We start from the raw sequence: 18,900 nt of genomic DNA, 5'->3' as shown, positions 1-18,900 counted from the left end.
AGCTGGCACACGGTGCAGGCATCCGCATGGGTATCTGAGGCTAATGCCTCAAACATACGAATAGCTACTTGAAGTAATGCGAAGAGTCTGCACGGCTATGCCCGCTCTAGAACGCATTACGTGATTTCATGAGAGGTACTTAAGAGAACCTCAAATAAAAAAAATTAAATCATCACGATTCACACTACCTGGAAGCGGTAATTTGAACTCTGTGAGTTACGCTCTGCAAAAATTAATTTGCTGAGTCAACACGTAAAACTATAACACCTTCTGTATCGATGTTCACGGGTAGTACGCGCCAGGAAAGCTTTTCGCCGGCAAATGAGTCTACCTGTGGGTCATTTTGAGCGGCATCGATAGCGCTTATTATTTCTGTGCGTTCTTCCTCACCTCGGGCAAAAATGATGACGGTCGGCCCTGCCCCTGAAATTACTGCAGGGTATCCGCGTTCTCTCAGGGTTCTCACCAAGACGGCTGAAGGCGCCATTGCGTTAACTCGGTAAGACTGGTGTAGGTAGTCTTCAGTAGCAGCCAGCAAATGTTCTGGGGCTTGGGAAAGCGCTTGAGTAAGCAATGCCGAACGAGCGGAATTTCGGGCAGCATCAGCGTGCGGCACGTTCTCTGGCAGTAATGCCCTCGCCTGCTTGGTGGGCACCTCATAGTCAGGAATTGCTACGACGGGCAGAATGCGGGGGTTTACAGCAATGGGCAGGGTTTCCCATGCAGAGGTGGTCCCCCAGGAAACCGTGAGGTGACCGAGCAAAGACGGCGCTACGTTATCTGGGTGACCTTCCATATCCGAGCAAATTTGCAGTATCTCAGCAAAGCTCAACCGCGCCGTCTTCGGGAGAAGTTCGTTGGCTGCGACGACTCCTGCCACAATGGCAGAAGCCGAAGAGCCCATCCCTCGCGAATGAGGAATCTGGTTGTGCGCTTTCAACCGGATACCCGGAAAGTCTTGCAGCCCGGCGTATTGAAAGCAGCGGTTCATCGCACGAATCACCAGATGATTGGCATCGCGGGCTATTTCTTCACTCCCCTGCCCTGAAAGTTCAAATTCTAGCCCCCGCGCGATGCGTGTGACCTCAATTTCATCGTAGAAAGCTAAGCTCAGCCCCATTGAGTCATAACCGGGACCCAGGTTAGCGCTCGATGCGGGTACTTTAACGCGAACGGTGGTACCCACCGGGATGGAATCGGCAGTCAGCAAGGAACAACCTTTCGTCGTCATGAAGGGATAATTTTGAACAGGTAAGGGGATTATTTACCCTCAACTCGAATGACCGAAGCAATCGAGCGCACGGCGTCCAAAGAATCCACGACAGCCATCGTCTTTCTCAAATTTGAATCAGCTGCCTGATGCGTCACGATGCGCAAAGCTGCAGAGAACTGACCATCTTTTTCAAACTTGGTCTGGCGCATCGTTTGAATAGAAACACCGTGTTCAGCAAAAATCCGAGCGATATTGGCAAGCACACCTAACTTATCTTCGACGATAAGTCCGACTGAATAGCGAGAGACCACTGCCGCCATCGGTGTCGACTGCAAAGCAGCATGGTTGGATTCAGGGACACCCGCACCGCCCAAAACCATGCGGCGGGCCAATGAAACGAAATCGCCCATCACGGCAGAGGCTGTCGGAGCACCGCCTGCTCCTGGACCGTAGAACATCAATTCGCCGGCATTCTCTGCTTCCACAAAAACAGCGTTATAGGCATCATGTACCGATGCCAAGGGATGTTCCTGAGGAACCAAAGTGGGATTGACCCGGATATTGACGCCGTCACCATCCAGCTCGCAAATGGCGAGAAGCTTGATGACGAATCCGTCATCTTTAGCCGCCTGCACGTCGTGGGCAGTAATGGAGGTAATACCTTCGCAGTGAACGTCATCAATCGTAAATTCCGAATGGAATGCCAAAGAAGCAACTATGGCAGCTTTGGACGCCGCATCATACCCCTCAATATCGGCGGTCGGATCTGCTTCGGCATATCCAAGCCGCTGAGCTTCTTTAAGGACATCATTAAATTGGGCGCCGGTTGTATCCATTTGGTCGAGGATAAAATTGGTGGTGCCGTTCATAATGCCCAAAACACGCGTAATTTTATCGCCTGCTAGAGAATCGCGGAGGGGGCGCAAGATGGGGATGGCCCCGGCGACTGCTGCCTCAAAGGAGAGCTGTACACCGTTCTGATTCGCCGCTGCTTGGAGTTCCTGACCATGCTTTGCCAGCAGAGCCTTATTTCCAGAAACTACAGGTTTGCCAGCATGAAGCGCCCTCAAGATGCGAGTACGAGCAGGCTCAATTCCGCCGGTTAGCTCAATCACCACATCTGCCTGATCAATCAAGACCTCAGCATCATCTGTCAGCAAAGCTGCAGCCAGAGGTACCTGCCGGGGCGCTTCAGTATCACGTACGGCAATACCGATGAGTTCAGCAGGAACCCCAATGCGCTGGCGAATAAGATCGCTGTCTTCCAGCAAAATACGAGCGACCTGTGAACCTACGTTGCCCGCACCGAGCAAAGCGACCTTGATTTTTTCAGGCTGTGACATGTTTTTATACTCCTGCTTAGAAATGTTAGGGGAATCTTCCGATGCTCAGCATCGAAGACCTGCCAGATTAGACGAGCCCTAAATCCCGGCTCAGCATTTCTTCTTCAGTCTCCCCCCGAACCATCAGACGAGGAACGCTATCCTGGGCTGTTGCCACTACTGGCGGTTTAGTGAGGTAGTTGTAATTGGAACTGAGTGCATAGCAGTAGGCGCCTGTTGCTGGAACTGCCAGGATGTCCCCCGCCATCAAATCTGCAGGTAAGTAGCAAAAGCGCACCACAATATCGCCCGATTCGCAGTGTTTACCTACCACACGAGAAAGAACCTGAATTCCCCTCGGCTCACGATTTGCTAGCACCGCCGTGTAATCGGCGTCGTAAAGAACCGGACGAGCATTATCGCTCATTCCGCCATCTACTGATACATATCGACGAACGCGAGACGCTCCCGCTTCGTCTTCGATTGCTACGTCTTTGATAGTGCCCACCGTATAGAGGGTGATACCTGATGGACCCGAGATAGAACGCCCGGGTTCAAAGGACAAATGTGGAATTTCCATTCCTAAATCAGCGCATGTTTTGGACACCGAATCAGCAAGTTCTGTGGCGACATCTAACGCAGGGCGAGGGGACTCCCCCTCGATATACCCGATGCCGTAACCGCCGCCCAAATCAATTTCAGCTAGGGTGACGTCGAAACGGTGGTTCAACTCGTTCATAAAGCCCAAAACTTTTTCGGCGGCTTTGGAGAATCCTTCTGCCTCAAAAATCTGAGACCCAATATGGCAGTGCAGACCACGAAGGTTTATAGAATCCTCGCCTAAAGCTACAGCGGCAGCAACGGTTGCGTAAGAATCCTCGTCGCTCAAACCTAAGGCGTTGATTTGTTCGGTGGTAAATCCTGCCAGCATCGCAGTTCCAGCGACCATCGACTGACCAAACTTCTGGTCTTCGTGCGCGGTGGCAATGTAGTCATGGGTAGAAGCGTGAACACCGGGGGTAACACGCAGCATCAGAGGTGCTACTACTCCCATATCGCTGGCTATGCGCGCGATCTGCTGAACCTCATAGACAGAATCGGCGACGATGCGGCCTACCTGATTCTCCAGAGCGCGGCGAATTTCCGCATCCGATTTATTGTTTCCGTGTAAAGCAATCTGTTGCCCGGGAACTTCAGCACGCAGAGCAAGGGCTAACTCGCCGCCTGAAGCGGTATCGAGGTTGAGCCCTTCTTCAAGAGCCCACCGCGCCACCGCCGTCGTCAAAAATGATTTGGCGGCATAGTAAACCGAGACCTCGGCACCGTGCTCAGCAAATGCAGAGGTGAATGCATTTTTGAACTCTGCAACGCGAGCACGGAAAGTCGTCTCTGAGAAGATGTATTCGGGGGTGCCAAATTGCTCACGCAAAGCGCTGACCGCTACGCCGTCTACTTCGAGTTCACCGGAATCATTACGGCTGAAGCTATCGGTCCATATGGTGCGGTTGAGGTCTGCGGGATGCGCTGGTACTTCCAACCAATCTGGTTTGAAAAGAGTTGAGGAATCACTCATTTACATCTTCTCCGGTGCTGTTACGCCAAGCATGTTCAATCCGTTAGAGAGAACCTGACCGGCTGCGTTGTTGAGCATGAGACGTGCGCGGTGCAGGTCCGTGATTTCTTCCTCGCCCTTAGGTGCCACGTGGGAGTTTCCGTACCAGCGATGGTAAGAGCCTGCCAGTGTTTCGATGTAGCGGGCGATGCGGTGGGGTTCGCGGAAGGTCGCTGCCTCTTTGACTGCCTGTGGAAACTGGCTGAGGACGGCGATGAGTTCGTTGTCAGCTTCTGTGTTGAGCTGGGACGCATCAAAGCTGGAAGTATCAACCCCAGCTTTTTCTGCGTTACGAGCCACGTTGCAGGTACGAGCGTGAGCATACTGCACATAGAAGACAGGGTTTTCATTAGACTGCTTGGTCAGCAAATCAAGATCAATATCAATGTTTGAATCTACAGAGTAACGAGTCAAGGTATAACGTGCGGCGTCAACGCCCACAGCTTCTACCAAATCTTCAAGAATGACGATGGTGCCGGCACGTTTGGACATCCGAACGGGCTTGCCATCGCGTACCAAGTTCACCATTTGACCAATCATCACTTCAACACGGTCGGGGTTATCTCCCAGCGCTGCTGCAGCTGCTTTAAGGCGCGCGACGTAGCCGTGGTGGTCTGCACCGAGCATATAGATGGCGATGTCAGCGGGGTTCTCGGGGCGATTAATCTTGTCTTGGAAATAGGCGATATCGCCAGCGATATAAGCGGCGTTTCCGTCTGATTTAATCACTACGCGGTCTTTGTCATCACCAAAATCAGTTGATTTCAGCCACCATGCACCGTCCTTGAAGTAGAGGTGCTCGCTGGTCTTGAGTTTCTCGAGGAGTTCATCTACTTTGCCCTCTTCAAAGAGGGAGTTCTCGTGAAAGAAAACATCAAAATCTACCTTGAAATCATGCAGGGTCTTTTTGATGTCCTCAAACATAAATTTCACGCCAGCAGCACGGAACACTTCTTGAGGATCCTCTGAAGTCAGCGCCTCAGGATGCTCAGCCATGACGCGATTGGCGATGTCGGTGATGTACTCGCCACCGTAGCCATCCTCAGGGGCAGCATTGCCCTGAGCACGCGCTAGAAGTGAACGAGCAAAACGGTCAATCTGTGTACCGTGATCGTTAAAGTAGTATTCGCGCACCACATGTGCACCTTCAGCCTGCAAAATACGCGCCAGTGAATCACCCACCGCAGCCCAGCGGGTTCCACCCAAGTGAATGGGACCAGTGGGGTTCGCGGAAACGAACTCCAGGTTGATGGTTTGGCCGGCTAGCTCTGAATTAGTACCAAACTTCTCCCCTGCCTCGACAATCGTGCGGGCAATTTCCCCGGCGGCACCGGCGTCCAGAATGATATTGAGGAAGCCTGGACCAGCGATATCGACCTGGGCGACGCCGTCAATCTGAGCAATTTTTTCGCTCAAAATAGTAGCTACCTCGCGGGGATTCTTGCCCACCTTTTTAGAAATCTGCAATGCAACGTTTGTTGCCCAATCGCCGTGATCGCGGTTCTTTGGCCGTTCAACCCTAATTTCGGGCAGTTCGGCGCCATCGACAAGAGTCAGTTCGCCAGATTCTAGAGTGGTTGCAAGGGCAGTTGAGATTGCATCTGAGAGTTCTTCGGGTGTCATGGGAATAAGTCTACCCAAAGCGCAGGTGCAGACGAAGAAGCCCATCTTGCGATGTGAATCGCAAGGTGATTCCATACGACGGAAATGAAAGAGATGCCTAAGAATCTGGTAAGGTAGTGACGTGCTGTTTTAGCTAACGCTGAAGCACGTGCCTCTGTAGCTCAGTGGATAGAGCACCAGTTTCCGGTACTGGTTGTCGAAGGTTCGAATCCTTTCAGGGGCACTTTTCTTTTTAACCTTTTTCTTTTGAACTAGAGAGAAGACTATGAAGAGCACAACCGGTTTTTATACCCGCGGACACCTTGATGCGCAAAGTTATACGTTCTATCCGGCAAATTCTTCAGATCCGGCTCCCCTGGTGGTCTATGTCCACGGTGGCGCGTGGCGCTATGGCTCTAAAGATTCTCTTGAATCCAGCGAAAATGGTGTGCACCGCCTTCGCGAATTCTTCTCAGCTGCGGGCTTCGCCTGTGCCTCCATCAATTACAGACTCTCGTCCCAGGCGCAATTTCCTGCCCAGATTCATGATGTCAAAGCTGCCATTGCGCACTTTCGCAAACACGCCACATCATTTCAGATTGACCCTCGCAAGATTGTGTTAGTCGGTGGTTCTGCTGGTGGTCACCTCACCATGCTGGCTGCGGCTACAGGTACTTTAGGCGATTCTTATTATGATGGTGCGCTGACCTCCGGTTCTGCAGAAGTCACGTGCGCAGTGAGTATTTACGGGGTTTCCGATCTTCGAACCATCTACGATGACCGCGAAATCTGCGGTTTTCCCCGCGTGCACCCTGAAGACGACGACGCCGAATGCCTTCTTCTGGGCAGTAACTTTCCTGCGCCGGCGGGTTCGCAGGCAGAATTGAACTGGTCCAAGGCTCAACCGCTCGATATTATTTCCCACGCAAGCCCTGCCGGTGCGCGCCGCTGCGCACCGCTTTATCTTCTTCATGGATTAGGTGATACGTGCGTGCCTCACCTCCAATCCAGCAGGGTCTATGAAACGTTGCAACAGCGCGGTATCGAGACGGAGCTATATCTAATCCCCGATGCTGAGCATGCCGATTTACGGTGCTACACCGATGAATCTTTGCACTCAATGGTGCGCTGGGTGCAGCAGCAACTAGACTCAAAGGGCTTTTCCACCCCTTAACTATCTACCCAGCGCTCGCTACGCCTGCGGCAAACTTCTTTCCCCTACGCTGTGGCTGTTCTACAATGATTTTTCAGTATGTCTAAGAATCATTCAGGCTCCGCCTCACCCTCACTTTCCCACATTGCCGCCACTATGCATGCGGCGAATACCCGCGCGTCGACCCCTGCACCGCAAGCAGATGTTGCACATCCTGTGCAGAAAAATAACTCTGCAAGGCAGAAAAGCTCCGGGGCAACTCAGCGTAAGAAACGCGGGTCAGCTCGCTCTTCTCAGCAGAATCAGAACCGTAACAGAGGCGAGCGCAAAATAACCTCTCGGGAGTACAAGCCTTTTATTCCCAGCACCATCAGCTTTCCTCCTGCACTTCCGGTCTCCGAACGCCGGGAAGATATCAAAAAAGCAATTGCTGAGAACCAGGTTGTTATTATCGCCGGTGAAACGGGCTCAGGTAAGACTACCCAGATTCCTAAAATGTGTTTAGAACTTGGTCTGGGCGAAACCGGGCTGATCGGGCATACTCAGCCCCGCCGTCTGGCTGCTCGATCTGTTGCTGAACGTATTGCTGAAGAACTCGGTCAGAACATTGGTCAGACAGTGGGGTATCAGGTTCGCTTCACCTCCGAGGTGGGCGAGCATTCGGCGATCAAATTGATGACCGACGGCATCTTGCTAGCAGAGATTCAAAATGACCCGCTACTGAAAAAGTATTCGACCATCATTATTGATGAAGCGCACGAACGAAGCCTCAATATTGACTTCATTCTTGGTTATCTCAAACGCATTATGGGTCAGCGCTCCGATCTTAAAATCATCATTACTTCTGCCACCATTGACCCCGAGCGTTTTGCTCGCCATTTTTCGCCCAGCTTTGTGCCTGGGGTCGGAATTGTCGATGACTCTCTGAGCGCTGAAGAAAAGGAAATTGCTGAGGCAACGCTGCCAGATGACGCACCTCCCATCATCGAGGTGTCAGGCAGAACCTATCCCGTTGAAATCCGCTACCGTCCGCTGAATGTGCCAACCGAGGGCGAAGACAACGACGCCGACGACGGTTTAGAGGACGAAGATCGTGATCCCATCGAGGGTATCTTGGACGCGATTCGCGAATTGGCGGCAGAAGATCCCGGCGATATCCTCATCTTCTTCTCGGGGGAGCGAGAAATCCGCGATGCTCAAGATGCCATTGAGGACATGATTCGCTCCACTCGGAGGCTACCCCACTATGAGGTATTACCCCTGTTCGGCCGCCTCTCGATGCAAGAGCAAACTCAGGTGTTCCGCCCCGGTTCACGCCCGCGCATCGTGTTGGCAACCAACGTTGCAGAAACCTCACTGACAGTACCTGGTATCAAGTATGTGATTGATACAGGCACCGCCCGCATTTCACGTTATTCTTCGCGTACCAAAGTTCAGCGCCTTCCCATTGAGCGTATTTCCCAGGCGAGCGCTAACCAACGGTCGGGCCGCTGTGGGCGCGTGTCAGATGGTATTGCTATTCGTCTCTATTCTGAAGAAGATTTCCTTTCCCGCCCAGAATTTACCGACCCTGAGATTTTGCGTACCAACCTGGCTGCGGTGATTTTGCAGATGACCTCTATTGGAGTGGTAAAAGCTATCTCCGATATTGAGCGCTTTCCCTTTGTGCAGCCGCCAGAGACCCGCGCTATCAACGATGGCGTCAACCTCCTGCGGGAGCTGGGCGCTCTGCGCCAGAAGAACTTCCAGCAGGCTACGCGTGGACGCCGTTCGCCCGCTACGCCACTGACCGGTGTGGGGCGCAAGATGGCAGCGCTACCCGTTGATCCCCGTTTGGCGCGCATGATTGTCGAGGCAGATCAGCGCGGTTGTGCCAAAGAAATGATGGTTCTCGCCGCGGCATTGACTGTGCAAGACCCGCGAGAACGGCCCACCGAGCGTCGGGCAGAAGCTGATACTCAGCATGCACGCTTCAAAGACGAAAAATCTGACTTCTCCAGCTATCTCTTGCTGTGGAATTTCATCAACGAAAAGCAGCAGGAGCTCTCTTCCAGTCAGTTCCGCAAGTTGTGTCATCGAGAATTCCTGAATTTCTTGCGAGTGCGTGAATGGCAGGATCTTTATGCACAGCTGGCTGAGATTGGACGGTCAGCCCGCATCTCAGTGAGCCGCGGCAGAGATATCAATCCCGCAGCCCACGAGGTCGATCTTCATAAGTCGCTACTTTCGGGCTTGCTCTCTCATATTGGCCTCAAAGATGAACGAGCCCGCCACGAGTACATGGGCGCTCGGGGTACCCGTTTCCAAATCTTCCCAGGTTCTGGATTGTTCAAGAAAAATCCCGAGTGGATTGTTTCGGCTGAATTAGTAGAGACATCCCGCCTGTGGGCACGAGTCAATGCAGAGGTCAAGCCCGAGTGGATTGAAGAAGTCGGCTCTCACCTGGTAAAAAAACAGTACTCTGATCCTCATTGGTCATCGGCTCAAGGGTCGGTCATGGCACATGAAAAGGTCACACTCTTTGGAGTGCCCGTGATTGCGGATCGCAGAGTGCAATACTGGCGTATTGACCCTCAGGCAGCACGGGAAATGTTCATTCGCTCCGCCCTCGTTGAAGGCGACTGGCGAACCCATCACAAGTTCTTTGAGCGAAATCAGCGCGCGTTGGCTGAGATCGAGGAACTCGAAGCTCGCCTGCGCCGTCGTGATCTGCGCGTAGACGATCAGACGCTCTTTGATTTTTACGATGCCCGGTTGCCAGAGAATATCTACTCCGAACGTCATTTTGATCGCTGGTGGAAAGAGGAGCGGACAAAGAACGAGCATCTGTTGGATTTCAACCCCGATCATCTCATCGATGAAGAAGCTGCAGACTACGACGAATCGCTCTTTCCCCGAACCTGGACGATTCATACCGGATCAGGCGAACTCACCCTCGATCTGCGCTATGAATTTGCTCCATCGGTTTCTATCGGGGGAGTCCGCAGTTCAGAGACTAAGGCAGACGGAATTGCCGTGCAGGTACCTATCCTATTCCTCAATCAACTGGAGCAAGCTCCCTTTGAGTGGATGATTCCCGGTCTACGCACTGAACTCATCACGGCACTTATCAAGTCCTTGCCTAAGCAGCTGAGGAAGAATTTTGTGCCGGCGCCCGACGTCGCCCAAGCTGCAGTGGCAAAACTCAACGCTGAGTTCTCCCCTGCCGAGGACAACCTCCTCGAATCTTTGGCACTGGTGCTCCGTCGTCTTCGAGGAATTGTAGTTGACCCTGCCGCCTTTAACTGGGATCAGGTACCAGAGTATCTTCGCTTCACGTTCCAGGTGCGCAACCCTCACAATAAAATTTTGGGTGAAGGTCGCGATATCGAGTTACTCAAGACCCAGTTACACTCCCATATTCGTTCTGCTCTGGCAGCATCGCTGGGGGCTTCACCCGATACTTTTGCTGCTATGAACAAGATGGCTCAGAGGCAGCAATCCTCTGCGCAGCGAGGTGGAGACCAGTCCAAGGGTCAGCGCCTGGCACTGGCGGGAAAGACGGTTACAGCAGGACACGCGTCCGCAGCTGCCCATGGCGTTCGCGAGCAAAGTGGTTTGACCGACTGGCCCGCACAAGAGCTTCCGCGCAAAATTGAACGAGTAATCGCTACCCAAAAAGTCGCCGGTTTTCCGGCGCTCTTCGACGAAGGAAAAACCGTGGGGATTAGAATCTTCCCCACCGAAGCGGAAGCAGCGCGTTCACAACGTCGCGGCGTCATTCGTCTGCTTCATCTCAAGGTGCCCTCGCCTATCCGCTATGTGAGTGACCATCTGTCGAACCGAGAGAAAATCGTCTTCACTCAGAATCCGCACGGTTCTATTGATTCGCTCATTAGTGACTGCACAGTGGCAGCGGTAGATATGTTGACACCGGCGCAGGCGCCCTTTACCCACGACGAATTTGAAAAAGTTTTTCAGCAGGTTCGTGCAGAACTCATTGAATCGGTTTTCCAAGTCACCAAGTTAGTGGCGGATATCCTGGCAGAAGCTTCGGCTGTGCAGAAGAAAATAAAAAAGAGCACCTCGTTGAGCGTCATTCACGCGATGCAAGATATGAAAGCTCAGTTGGATCACCTGATATATCCCGGATTCGTAGCCCAGACGGGGTATTCTCAGCTGGTTCATCTCCCCCGCTACCTGAAAGCAATCACTCAGCGCATTGAGAAGCTGGGACCCCAGGTGCACCGCGACAATCAGCTCATGATTGCGGTACAGGAACTAGAAGACGAATATGATTCAGCCCTGAAATCTTTGCCCCAAGGGACCGAAGTTTCTGATGAATTAGAACACGTGGGTTGGATGATTGAGGAGCTACGCGTAAGCTTCTTTGCTCAAGAACTGGGTACAGCCTATACCGTTTCCGAAAAGCGGATTCGCAAAGCGCTACGAGATGCTCTAGAGAATCTGAAAAATTCATAGCAATCTGTCAAAATGCTGAAATAATTTAGCCCCGGTTCTTCTGATGAAGAACCGGGGCTAAAACATCCGAAAATGCATATTACATCAAAGTGAGCACGCCTTAGGACTCAGGTACAAACTCTTCCCAGCCCGCCTCGCGCAAAGCTGCACGAAGTTTCTCAGCGTGTGCGTCCAGGGTTGCGCCATCGACGTTACGGTCTACAGCTTCTGGCCCAAAGTCAGCTAATCCATTAACCGGGTAGACATGCAGATGAGTATGAGGCACTTCTAACCCTGCAATCATCAAACCAATTTTAGTTGCGGTAAAGAGGTGCGACTGTGCCTGACCAATTTTCTGAGCCACGTCGAAAAGATGGGCGTTCAAGTCAGCAGGTAAATCAATCCAGTGATCGATTTCTTCACGAGGGACGACGAGCGTATGCCCCTCCCCCATGGGTTCGATGGTTAAGAAAGCCACAGCTTTCTCGTCTTTCCAAATGAAGCGTCCGGGAATGTCGCCGTTAATAATTTGGGTGAAAACGGTAGCCATGTCTCTCCTTAGATCTCTACCTCATCGCGGGGCTCCAGGTGAACGTACTCGGTACCGTATTTTTCCCCGAAGTTTTTCAGCTGTCCTTCAATAATGCCGTGCCCGTTCTCCGAAAGGAGGGCATTGTGAATGGGGTATGCCTTCTCAGCTCCCACAGCGATGATGTAATCGATAACTTCTTGAATCTTATTCCAGGGAGCATGGATAGGTACGAGCAAGGTTTTTACCTTGAGCTGGTGAGGCACGACCAGCGAATCACCGGGGTGGAACAGCTCATCATTGATGAGGTAGCCGACGTTATCAATAGTGCGAATCAACGGGTGAATCAACGCGTGCTGTCCGCCGAACGTCTTGATGTCGAATCCTTCCAGAGAGAAAGATTCCTCCGCTTCAGCGTTATGGAGCTTGGCGTCCTTGGCTTTGTCTTTCAGGTCGTCAATCACTGCCTGTGGAGCATAGAGCTCAGTTTCAGGGTGAGCTTCTAGAAAAGCGGCCACTTTCTCTGCTTCAAAGTGGTCAGGGTGAGCGTGGGTGATGAGAATGAAGTCAGCGCCTTCAAGAGCTTCTTCGACCTCAGAGAAATTCCCCGGATCCAGCACCAGCGTTTTGTTGTTGTTTTGGAGGCGAATACATGAATGAGAATATTTAATAAGTTTCATATCTCTAGCCTAGTGGCGGGCACAACAGGAATTCCAGTTTGCTGCCTAGGTACTTGATGCCTGAGACGATATTTGCTCTTTCAAGAAACACCCCGCCATATGCTGGAGCGCTGGTGTAAGGTTAGGGACGATTTATGTACGTTGTACCAAAGGATTCTTTCGTGGCTTCAACACAAGGTTCATCTCCTAAACCCGAGATTCGTAATACAAAGCAACGTCGCACAGTGAAATCAACCATAGAAGGTCTTGAAGATTTCATCTCTGCGCAGGATCTTCATCTGTTGATGGTGAACCGCGGCGAATCGGTATCATTAGCGACTACTTACAGAATTCTGCAGTCGATGGCGGAGCAGGGCGAGGTGGATGTGCTCAAAACAGAAGACGGCGAGGCTATCTATCGCCAGTGCGCTGTGGAGCACCATCACCACCACCTATTGTGCAGAAATTGCGGAGCAGCGGAAGAGCTAGAAGTTCCGGACTTAGAATCGTGGGCGCACGAAATCGGTGAGAAATTTGGTTTTGCGGATATCAATCACGTCATTGAAGTCACTGGAATATGCGCAGACTGTCAAAAGAGAGCTAAGACTACTCACTAGAGATTTTATGCAAACAATCGGTAAGAAACTGACCAAGCACACCGGTACGGTGAACAAGCTTGGACTGGTCTGAATTGCATTTGCGAGCTCTAGCCAGGCATGCTAGAAGGTTCATTCAGCGTTGGGTGCTTGCTCGGTTTTTATCTTTCGAGCACCCCCAAATAACACTTTAAGCAGCAATCTTCTGAGGTTGCGTCTCGCCTCGTCCAGAAGCGCTATGACGTCCTCGTACTCCGGCTACAATCCTGCACAGCACGTAAATGATGAACGAGATGGTCGTAACGTAGGGGCTAATAGGAAGGGATCCTGCCAGAGCCAACAGCATGCCGCCCACCATGGAAATCTCTGCAAATAGCACCGAAAATATCAAAGCCTTCAGCGGTGACGACGTTACTTGCAGAGCCGCCGCAGAGGGCGTGATCAGTAGGGCTAGCACGAGCAAAGAACCCACTACCTGAACAGACAGCGCAACAGCGATACCCAAAATCACCATAAACAGCAACGACAGTGCGCGAAGCGGAACTCCTTTGGCACGTGCCACCTCAGGGTCAAGAGAAGCGAAAGTTAGCGGTCGCCAAACTAGAGTCAGAGCCGCCACTACGATGACGGCGCCGATGATCATTTCCAGAAGCTGTGAATCGTCCACCGATACAATCTGCCCAGTCAACAGCGAAAACTTGTTGTTTGCTCGTCCTTCATACATCGATAGAAACAGAATGCCCAGCCCGAGGCCAAAGGGCATCAGGGCACCAATGACAGAGTTAGATTCGCTACGCTTGACACCCAACAACCCAATGAGAATAGCCGAAGCAATAGAACCCACCAGCGATCCCGTGACTACGTCAAATCCTAGTAACAAGAAGAGGGCAGCACCGGCAAAAGACATTTCAGCGATACCATGCACCGCAAAGGCATGGTCGCGCATCATCACAAACATCCCCACAAAGCCACCGATAACCCCCAGTACCGCACCAGCCAATATTGACTGGCTCAGTAGCTGAACCAATTCTCCGTAACGGTCGAAAACAAAAATTTTGGACCAAAATTCAGAGGCAGTGAGTGCAACTATTAGATGAATCATGCGCGAATCTCCCGCTCTGCGTAGGTTGAACCAAGCCCGTGGTCGCTGCAATGGGGGTGCGTAATGTCGCCTGCGCTGATATCCAGAGGAGCATTGGCGTCACCTCCCACGACGACGTAGCGGCCGTTGGTTCGAATCACGGTAACTTGGGTCTGGTAAAGATCCGAGAGCACTTCACTTCGCATGACCTCTTCAACCGTTCCCACGGTGAAGCGACCGTTGGCTAGATAGAGCACCCGATCGACATGATCAATAATAGGGTTGATTTCGTGGGTCACGAACACCACGGTGGCATTTTTCTCTTTGTTATAGCGGTGTATCAAATCAGAGACCGCGTACTGGTGATTTAAATCCAGAGATAATAACGCTTCATCTGCCAACAAAATCTGAGGATCATTGGCTAGGGCCTGCGCGATACGCAGCCTTTGTTGCTCCCCACCAGAGAGTAATCCAATGGGAACCTTGGCGTATTCGGTTGCGCCTACAGCTTCTAGAAGCTGGTCAATCACAGCGTTTTGCTTCTTGTTCCCTACACGAATCCCCCATTTGTGCCCGTCGATTCCCAAGCCCACAAAATCGCGAGCACGCAGAGGCGCATTAGTAGGTAGCGGACGTTGCTGAGGAATGTAGCCAACTCCTGGATTGCCAGTCTTAGCAGGTGAACCCAGAACGGAAATGCTACCGCTGTTGAGTTGGGTTAGCCCTAGCACCACTTTCAAAAAAGTGGATTTGCCAGAGCCATTGGGCCCAAGCACTGCAAAGTACTCCCCTTGCTGGATCGTCAAATCCAGTTCACTCCATAGTTTGCGGGAGCCAAAGGAGAGTTCACCGTTGTGGACAGCGATAGATGCCTGGGAAATCCGGGGGTGTTGTGGGTTCATACTTATTGATCAACAGCCTGTTTGATGTTGGAAATATTATCGTTCATCCAGTCTACGTAGCTCTTGCCTTCAGGGAGGGTTTCATAAAATGATGCGTTGGCTACATGGTGTTCCTGAGCGGTTTTGAGCACTTCATTGGTCTGGTTGGATGAGGTTTGTTCGTTGTAACCCAGAAAGTTAACAGAACCGTTAGCGAGTTGGTCTTTGATTTCCTGCAATGTTAGTGGAGCTACATCTGAGCCGTCCTCTATCGCTGCGGTGAAATCTGCTGGGGTGACATCTTCCATGCCGGTTGTCTGCAAGAGGTAATTAGGTACGGGCTCCGTAGCAATAAAGTGTTTACCTTTTGCATTTAGACTTTCGGCGTCTTTCTTTAAGGTGTCGAGCTTAGCTTCAAAGCTTTCGCTATTTTTCGCAAAAGTATCCGCATCTGTAGAATCCACAGCTTTAAGTTCTGTTGCTACTGCTTCAGATGCCTTTTTCATGGCATCCAGGCTGTACCAAACGTGTTCGTTGAGGGAGCCATGATCGTGAGTATGTTCTTCCCCCTCAGAATGCTGATGGCCCTCAGTGAGTTCCTTTATCTCTTCTTCGGAGAATAGTCCTGATTCCTCTACTGCATTGACAACTTTTTGGTCTGGGTTATCGGTGCCTGCCATGTCTTCGAGGAATTGATCGTAACCGCCGCCGTTGAGCACCACAAGATCCGCATCTTTGACTTTCAAGCGGTCTGAAGCGGTTGCTTCATAGGAGTGGGGATCCTGGCTGGTGGATGAGATGAGGGAAGTAACTTCGACTTTGTCCCCTGCTATCTGCCGTACGACATCGGCGTAAACGTCGGTAGTTGTTACTACTTTCACGACGTCGTCTTTCGAGTCAGAGGCGGAATTCTGAGCGCCGCATCCCGTGAGTGCTAAGGCACCTGCAGAGGCGAGAGCTACGCTGCGAAGGACGAGTTTCACGGATATTCTCCAGACTATTTTTGAAAACGATTCTCAACTAACATACTCCTTAGAGCGAATGGTTCGCAATTCCCTGAGTGAATCTTCCACCAAAATAGTGGTGCCCCGCTTCTTGCGGGGCACCATCATAAAATAAAATAAATTACGAAACCGAAAATCAACGAGAGTTAGCTCTAATCGGCAGCCGAACTTCCTGCCCGAACAGAAGCTGCCTCACGACGGCGCACATGCTCCTGTGTAGTGTCCTTGATTTCACCTACTAGCTCTTCCAAAATGTCTTCAAGAAATAGCACGCCTAGCGACTCCCCTTGTTGACTTACTACGTGGGAGATATGGGCGCGGTTTCGCTGCATGATAGCCAGAGCATCATCGATATCTACCCCTGGCTGAACAATCGACATCTGACGGATCTTGGACCAAGGAATAGTCCGCGACGAACGCTCCTTGGGTATCCCCAGCACATCCTTGATGTGGACATAGCCCATGTAGGTGCCGTCGTTGGCATCCTCGATGATGTATCGAGAGAATCCGGTATGAGCCACCAGGCTCTCAAGATCCATAGGCGAGCAGGGGAACTTCAAAGTCACTAGCTTCTCGCGAGGAACCATAATTTCTTCAACGTTCTTTTCGGAAAACTCCAATGCGCCAGAGAGGACGCCGGATCCGTCGTCCACCGTTCCCTCAGCAGTTGATTCCGCCACGATATTTTGAAGCTCATCCAAGGTAAAAGTGGAGGATACCTCAGATTTGGGCTCCACCTTCATCAAGCGCAACGTGTGGTCAGCTACCCAGTTGAGGAATCCGACAATGGGACGGAAGATACGCGAGAGCAGAACCAAAGGCGGAGCAATCCATAGTGCAACACCTTCAGATGCCAAGGACACAGCAGCGTTCTTGGGAACCATCTCCCCCAAAATAACGTGCAAGAAGGTGACGATAATCAGTGCAATCAAGAAAGCAGCAATATCTGCTACAGCGAGAGGAATGCCCAGATGCTCTAGGGGCCCGGCCACCAGATGGTGCAGAGCTGGTTCGGAGACATTGAGAATTAACAAAGAACAAACGGTAATACCCAGCTGGCAGGTAGCGAGCATGAGCGATACATGTTCTAGGGCATACAGAACGGTCTGCGCCCTTTTGTTGCCTGAGTCGGCAAGCGGTTCCATTTGGGAGCGGCGAGTCGACATGATGGCGAACTCCCCCGCCACAAAGAAGGCGTTACCGGCAAGGAGCAATACCAGAAGTCCTAGGGCTGTCCAGTCACTCATTACTGTGCACCTCCACGTGCGGCTTCAAGAATTTCAGGTTTATGGGGAATATAGCGGATGCGGTCCACTCTCCAATGTTCCATGGCTTCAACTTTGAGAATGCCATTTTCAAGGGGAAGGTCATCCCCTGTTTCGGGAATTCGCCCCAACCGGTCCATGAGGAATCCGCCTACGGTTTCATAAGCGGGATCGTCTTCGATTTCAAGAACATCGATATATTCGTTGACTTCATCGGGGCGCAAGAGACCAGAAAATAGCCAATCTCCTGAGCCCAGCATGAGCGGGCGTTCTTCCACTCCAGCGAGTTCGTGCTCGTCAGAGACTTCACCCACGATTTCCTCTACTAGGTCTTCGAGTGTGGTCATGCCAGCGGTTCCGCCGTACTCGTCAAGGACGATGGCGAGTTGCAACGCACCTTCGCGCAACTGAAGAAGTAGCGCATCAAGGTGCAGGGTTTCGGGGACTTTGATGACTTCTTCCATCAGCGTGCCTGCCTCAAGCGTTTCACGCACATCGGCTGGAACGCTGACAGCCTTCTTCACGTGTACTGCTCCGACCACGTTGTCCTGGTCCTCCCGATAGAGGGGGAAACGAGAGTAGCCGGTAGCCTTAGCAGCCTCAATAATTTCGGAAACGGGAACAGTATCTTCCAACATGGTGACTTTACGGCGCGGAGTCATCACATCCGCTGCCGTAAGCTCAGCAAAAGACAAAGTCTTATCCACAAATCGAGCTGTATCCTGATCAAGCGTGCCCTGCTCTGCAGATCGCTTAATCATCGATGACAACTCTTCTGGAGAGCGAGCACCGGAAAGTTCTTCCTTAGCTTCCATCCCAAAGAGATGCAGAATCTTATTCGCTGAACCATTCAATACATGCACAATCGGGTGCATCACCTTGGTGAACATTAGTTGCCAGGGAGCTAGCTGACGTGCCACCCGATAGGGCTCAGCGATTGCCAAATTTTTAGGAATGAGCTCGCCTAGAAGCATGGACAGCAGCGTTGCAATGCCCATAGCCAAAATAAGGGTCATGATACGAGCGATATTTTCCGGCAAGCCCCAGCTTGAGATAGCGTCTACCGCTAAATCCTGAATCGCAAAGTCCAGGGTATAGCCTGTAAGCAACGTGGTGATAGTAATACCAATCTGGCAACTCGAGAGCTGCGTAGACAGGGATTTCAGACACGCAAGTACTTTTTCGCCAGCTTTATCACCCTTATTAATCTCTTGCTGAACAGAACTCTGATCCAGCGCAACCATGGAAAATTCCACTGCCACAAAAAATCCGGTTCCAAGAATCAGTAACATACCAACGACAAGCAGAATCCATTCCATGCCATGAAATATTACCAGCGCTCAAAAAGCTACATCTATGATTTCTCCGAGCGCTAGAAAATTCCTGTTTAGACAACAAGACGGAGCTTCATCACTAATATTCAGCTCTCTGGGGAATTCATCTTTCGTTAACGAAGCGAGAGAGTAGAAAGTTAGGGTAAAAAGTTACTAAACTGAAAATAAGTATGCGAGGAACCGAACAGAGGTCTTCGCATAAAAAATAA

General features: G+C 51.5%; 14 protein-coding genes and 1 tRNA gene. 4 read left to right on the top strand and 11 right to left on the bottom strand.

Translation table 11 applies throughout. From position 1 onward, the window contains the following. Positions 1–232: 232 nt before the first annotated feature. From thrB to argS, 4 genes are all read right to left on the bottom strand, one after another. Complete coding sequence (thrB, locus tag IDM48_RS04735; RefSeq protein ID WP_190618311.1) at positions 233–1,231, bottom strand: homoserine kinase; 999 nt, start codon at positions 1,229–1,231, stop codon at positions 233–235. Positions 1,232–1,260: 29 nt separating this feature from the next. Continuing rightward, positions 1,261–2,556, bottom strand: coding sequence for a homoserine dehydrogenase (locus IDM48_RS04730; protein WP_190618309.1), 1,296 nt, complete (start codon positions 2,554–2,556; stop codon positions 1,261–1,263). A gap of 67 nt (positions 2,557–2,623) precedes the next feature. Beyond that, a complete protein-coding gene (locus IDM48_RS04725) occupies positions 2,624–4,108 on the bottom strand; it encodes a diaminopimelate decarboxylase family protein (RefSeq protein ID WP_190618307.1) in 1,485 nt (494 codons plus the stop codon). After that, positions 4,109–5,770, bottom strand: coding sequence for an arginine--tRNA ligase (gene argS / locus IDM48_RS04720; protein WP_190618305.1), 1,662 nt, complete (start codon positions 5,768–5,770; stop codon positions 4,109–4,111). A gap of 150 nt (positions 5,771–5,920) precedes the next feature. On the opposite strand from argS, the gene IDM48_RS04715 reads away from it, so the two are divergent. The 3 genes from IDM48_RS04715 (at position 5,921) to hrpA (ending at position 11,363) form a co-directional block, all read left to right on the top strand. Next, positions 5,921–5,993: transfer RNA gene (locus tag IDM48_RS04715), tRNA-Arg, on the top strand. A 42-nt stretch (positions 5,994–6,035) separates the two neighbouring features. Continuing rightward, on the top strand, positions 6,036–6,923 hold the full coding sequence (locus IDM48_RS04710) for an alpha/beta hydrolase (RefSeq protein ID WP_190618302.1): 888 nt from the start codon (positions 6,036–6,038) through the stop codon (positions 6,921–6,923). Positions 6,924–7,001: 78 nt separating this feature from the next. Beyond that, positions 7,002–11,363 (top strand): ATP-dependent RNA helicase HrpA, encoded by a 4,362-nt coding sequence (hrpA, locus tag IDM48_RS04705; RefSeq protein WP_190618300.1) that lies wholly within the window; start codon positions 7,002–7,004, stop codon positions 11,361–11,363. 100 nt (positions 11,364–11,463) lie between these two features. On the opposite strand, the gene IDM48_RS04700 is transcribed toward hrpA, so the two are convergent. Next, the gene (locus tag IDM48_RS04700) at positions 11,464–11,892 is read right to left on the bottom strand and encodes an HIT family protein (RefSeq protein ID WP_151144440.1); all 429 of its coding nucleotides are present in this window, start codon (positions 11,890–11,892) and stop codon (positions 11,464–11,466) included. An 8-nt stretch (positions 11,893–11,900) separates the two neighbouring features. Then, entirely contained in the window at positions 11,901–12,551 is a 651-nt protein-coding gene (locus IDM48_RS04695; RefSeq protein WP_190618298.1) for an MBL fold metallo-hydrolase, read from the bottom strand. Between the two features lie 161 nt (positions 12,552–12,712). Between IDM48_RS04695 and IDM48_RS04690 the strand changes: the two genes are divergently transcribed. Next, complete coding sequence (locus IDM48_RS04690; protein ID WP_238398048.1) at positions 12,713–13,147, top strand: Fur family transcriptional regulator; 435 nt, start codon at positions 12,713–12,715, stop codon at positions 13,145–13,147. Positions 13,148–13,316: 169 nt separating this feature from the next. Here the strand turns inward: IDM48_RS04690 and IDM48_RS04685 are convergent, their stop codons facing one another. The 5 genes from IDM48_RS04685 to IDM48_RS04665 form a co-directional block, all read right to left on the bottom strand. Beyond that, entirely contained in the window at positions 13,317–14,228 is a 912-nt protein-coding gene (locus IDM48_RS04685) for a metal ABC transporter permease (RefSeq protein WP_190618296.1), read from the bottom strand. Continuing rightward, positions 14,225–15,109 carry a metal ABC transporter ATP-binding protein gene (locus tag IDM48_RS04680; RefSeq protein ID WP_190618294.1) on the bottom strand — a complete coding sequence of 295 codons (885 nt, stop codon included), beginning with the start codon at positions 15,107–15,109 and terminating at the stop codon, positions 14,225–14,227. The genes IDM48_RS04685 and IDM48_RS04680 overlap by 4 nt, the downstream gene beginning before the upstream one ends. A 2-nt stretch (positions 15,110–15,111) precedes the next feature. Then, positions 15,112–16,071, bottom strand: coding sequence for a metal ABC transporter solute-binding protein, Zn/Mn family (locus IDM48_RS04675; RefSeq protein WP_190618292.1), 960 nt, complete (start codon positions 16,069–16,071; stop codon positions 15,112–15,114). A 173-nt stretch (positions 16,072–16,244) separates the two neighbouring features. After that, complete coding sequence (locus IDM48_RS04670; RefSeq protein ID WP_068171590.1) at positions 16,245–17,339, bottom strand: hemolysin family protein; 1,095 nt, start codon at positions 17,337–17,339, stop codon at positions 16,245–16,247. Next, entirely contained in the window at positions 17,339–18,676 is a 1,338-nt protein-coding gene (locus tag IDM48_RS04665; protein WP_190618290.1) for a hemolysin family protein, read from the bottom strand. The genes IDM48_RS04670 and IDM48_RS04665 overlap by 1 nt, the downstream gene beginning before the upstream one ends. Positions 18,677–18,900 lie beyond the last annotated feature (224 nt).

This window comes from Rothia amarae, assembly GCF_014705945.2.
GTDB lineage: Bacteria > Actinomycetota > Actinomycetes > Actinomycetales > Micrococcaceae > Rothia > Rothia amarae.
The sequence above is the reverse complement of the archived record's forward strand: the minus strand, read 5'-3'. Positions and strand labels throughout refer to the sequence as shown.

Excerpts from the sequence above, each read along its gene's own strand:
- thrB (WP_190618311.1), bottom strand. The coding sequence starts at position 1,231 with ATGACGACGAAAGGTTGTTCCTTGCTGACTGCCGATTCCATCCCGGTG.
- hrpA (WP_190618300.1), top strand. The coding sequence starts at position 7,002 with ATGTCTAAGAATCATTCAGGCTCCGCCTCACCCTCACTTTCCCACATT.
- IDM48_RS04670 (WP_068171590.1), bottom strand. The coding sequence starts at position 17,339 with ATGAGTGACTGGACAGCCCTAGGACTTCTGGTATTGCTCCTTGCCGGT.
- IDM48_RS04695 (WP_190618298.1), bottom strand. The coding sequence starts at position 12,551 with ATGAAACTTATTAAATATTCTCATTCATGTATTCGCCTCCAAAACAAC.
- argS (WP_190618305.1), bottom strand. The coding sequence starts at position 5,770 with ATGACACCCGAAGAACTCTCAGATGCAATCTCAACTGCCCTTGCAACC.
- IDM48_RS04725 (WP_190618307.1), bottom strand. The coding sequence starts at position 4,108 with ATGAGTGATTCCTCAACTCTTTTCAAACCAGATTGGTTGGAAGTACCA.
- IDM48_RS04730 (WP_190618309.1), bottom strand. The coding sequence starts at position 2,556 with ATGTCACAGCCTGAAAAAATCAAGGTCGCTTTGCTCGGTGCGGGCAAC.
- IDM48_RS04710 (WP_190618302.1), top strand. The coding sequence starts at position 6,036 with ATGAAGAGCACAACCGGTTTTTATACCCGCGGACACCTTGATGCGCAA.
- IDM48_RS04665 (WP_190618290.1), bottom strand. The coding sequence starts at position 18,676 with ATGGAATGGATTCTGCTTGTCGTTGGTATGTTACTGATTCTTGGAACC.
- IDM48_RS04685 (WP_190618296.1), bottom strand. The coding sequence starts at position 14,228 with ATGATTCATCTAATAGTTGCACTCACTGCCTCTGAATTTTGGTCCAAA.
- IDM48_RS04680 (WP_190618294.1), bottom strand. The coding sequence starts at position 15,109 with ATGAACCCACAACACCCCCGGATTTCCCAGGCATCTATCGCTGTCCAC.
- IDM48_RS04700 (WP_151144440.1), bottom strand. The coding sequence starts at position 11,892 with ATGGCTACCGTTTTCACCCAAATTATTAACGGCGACATTCCCGGACGC.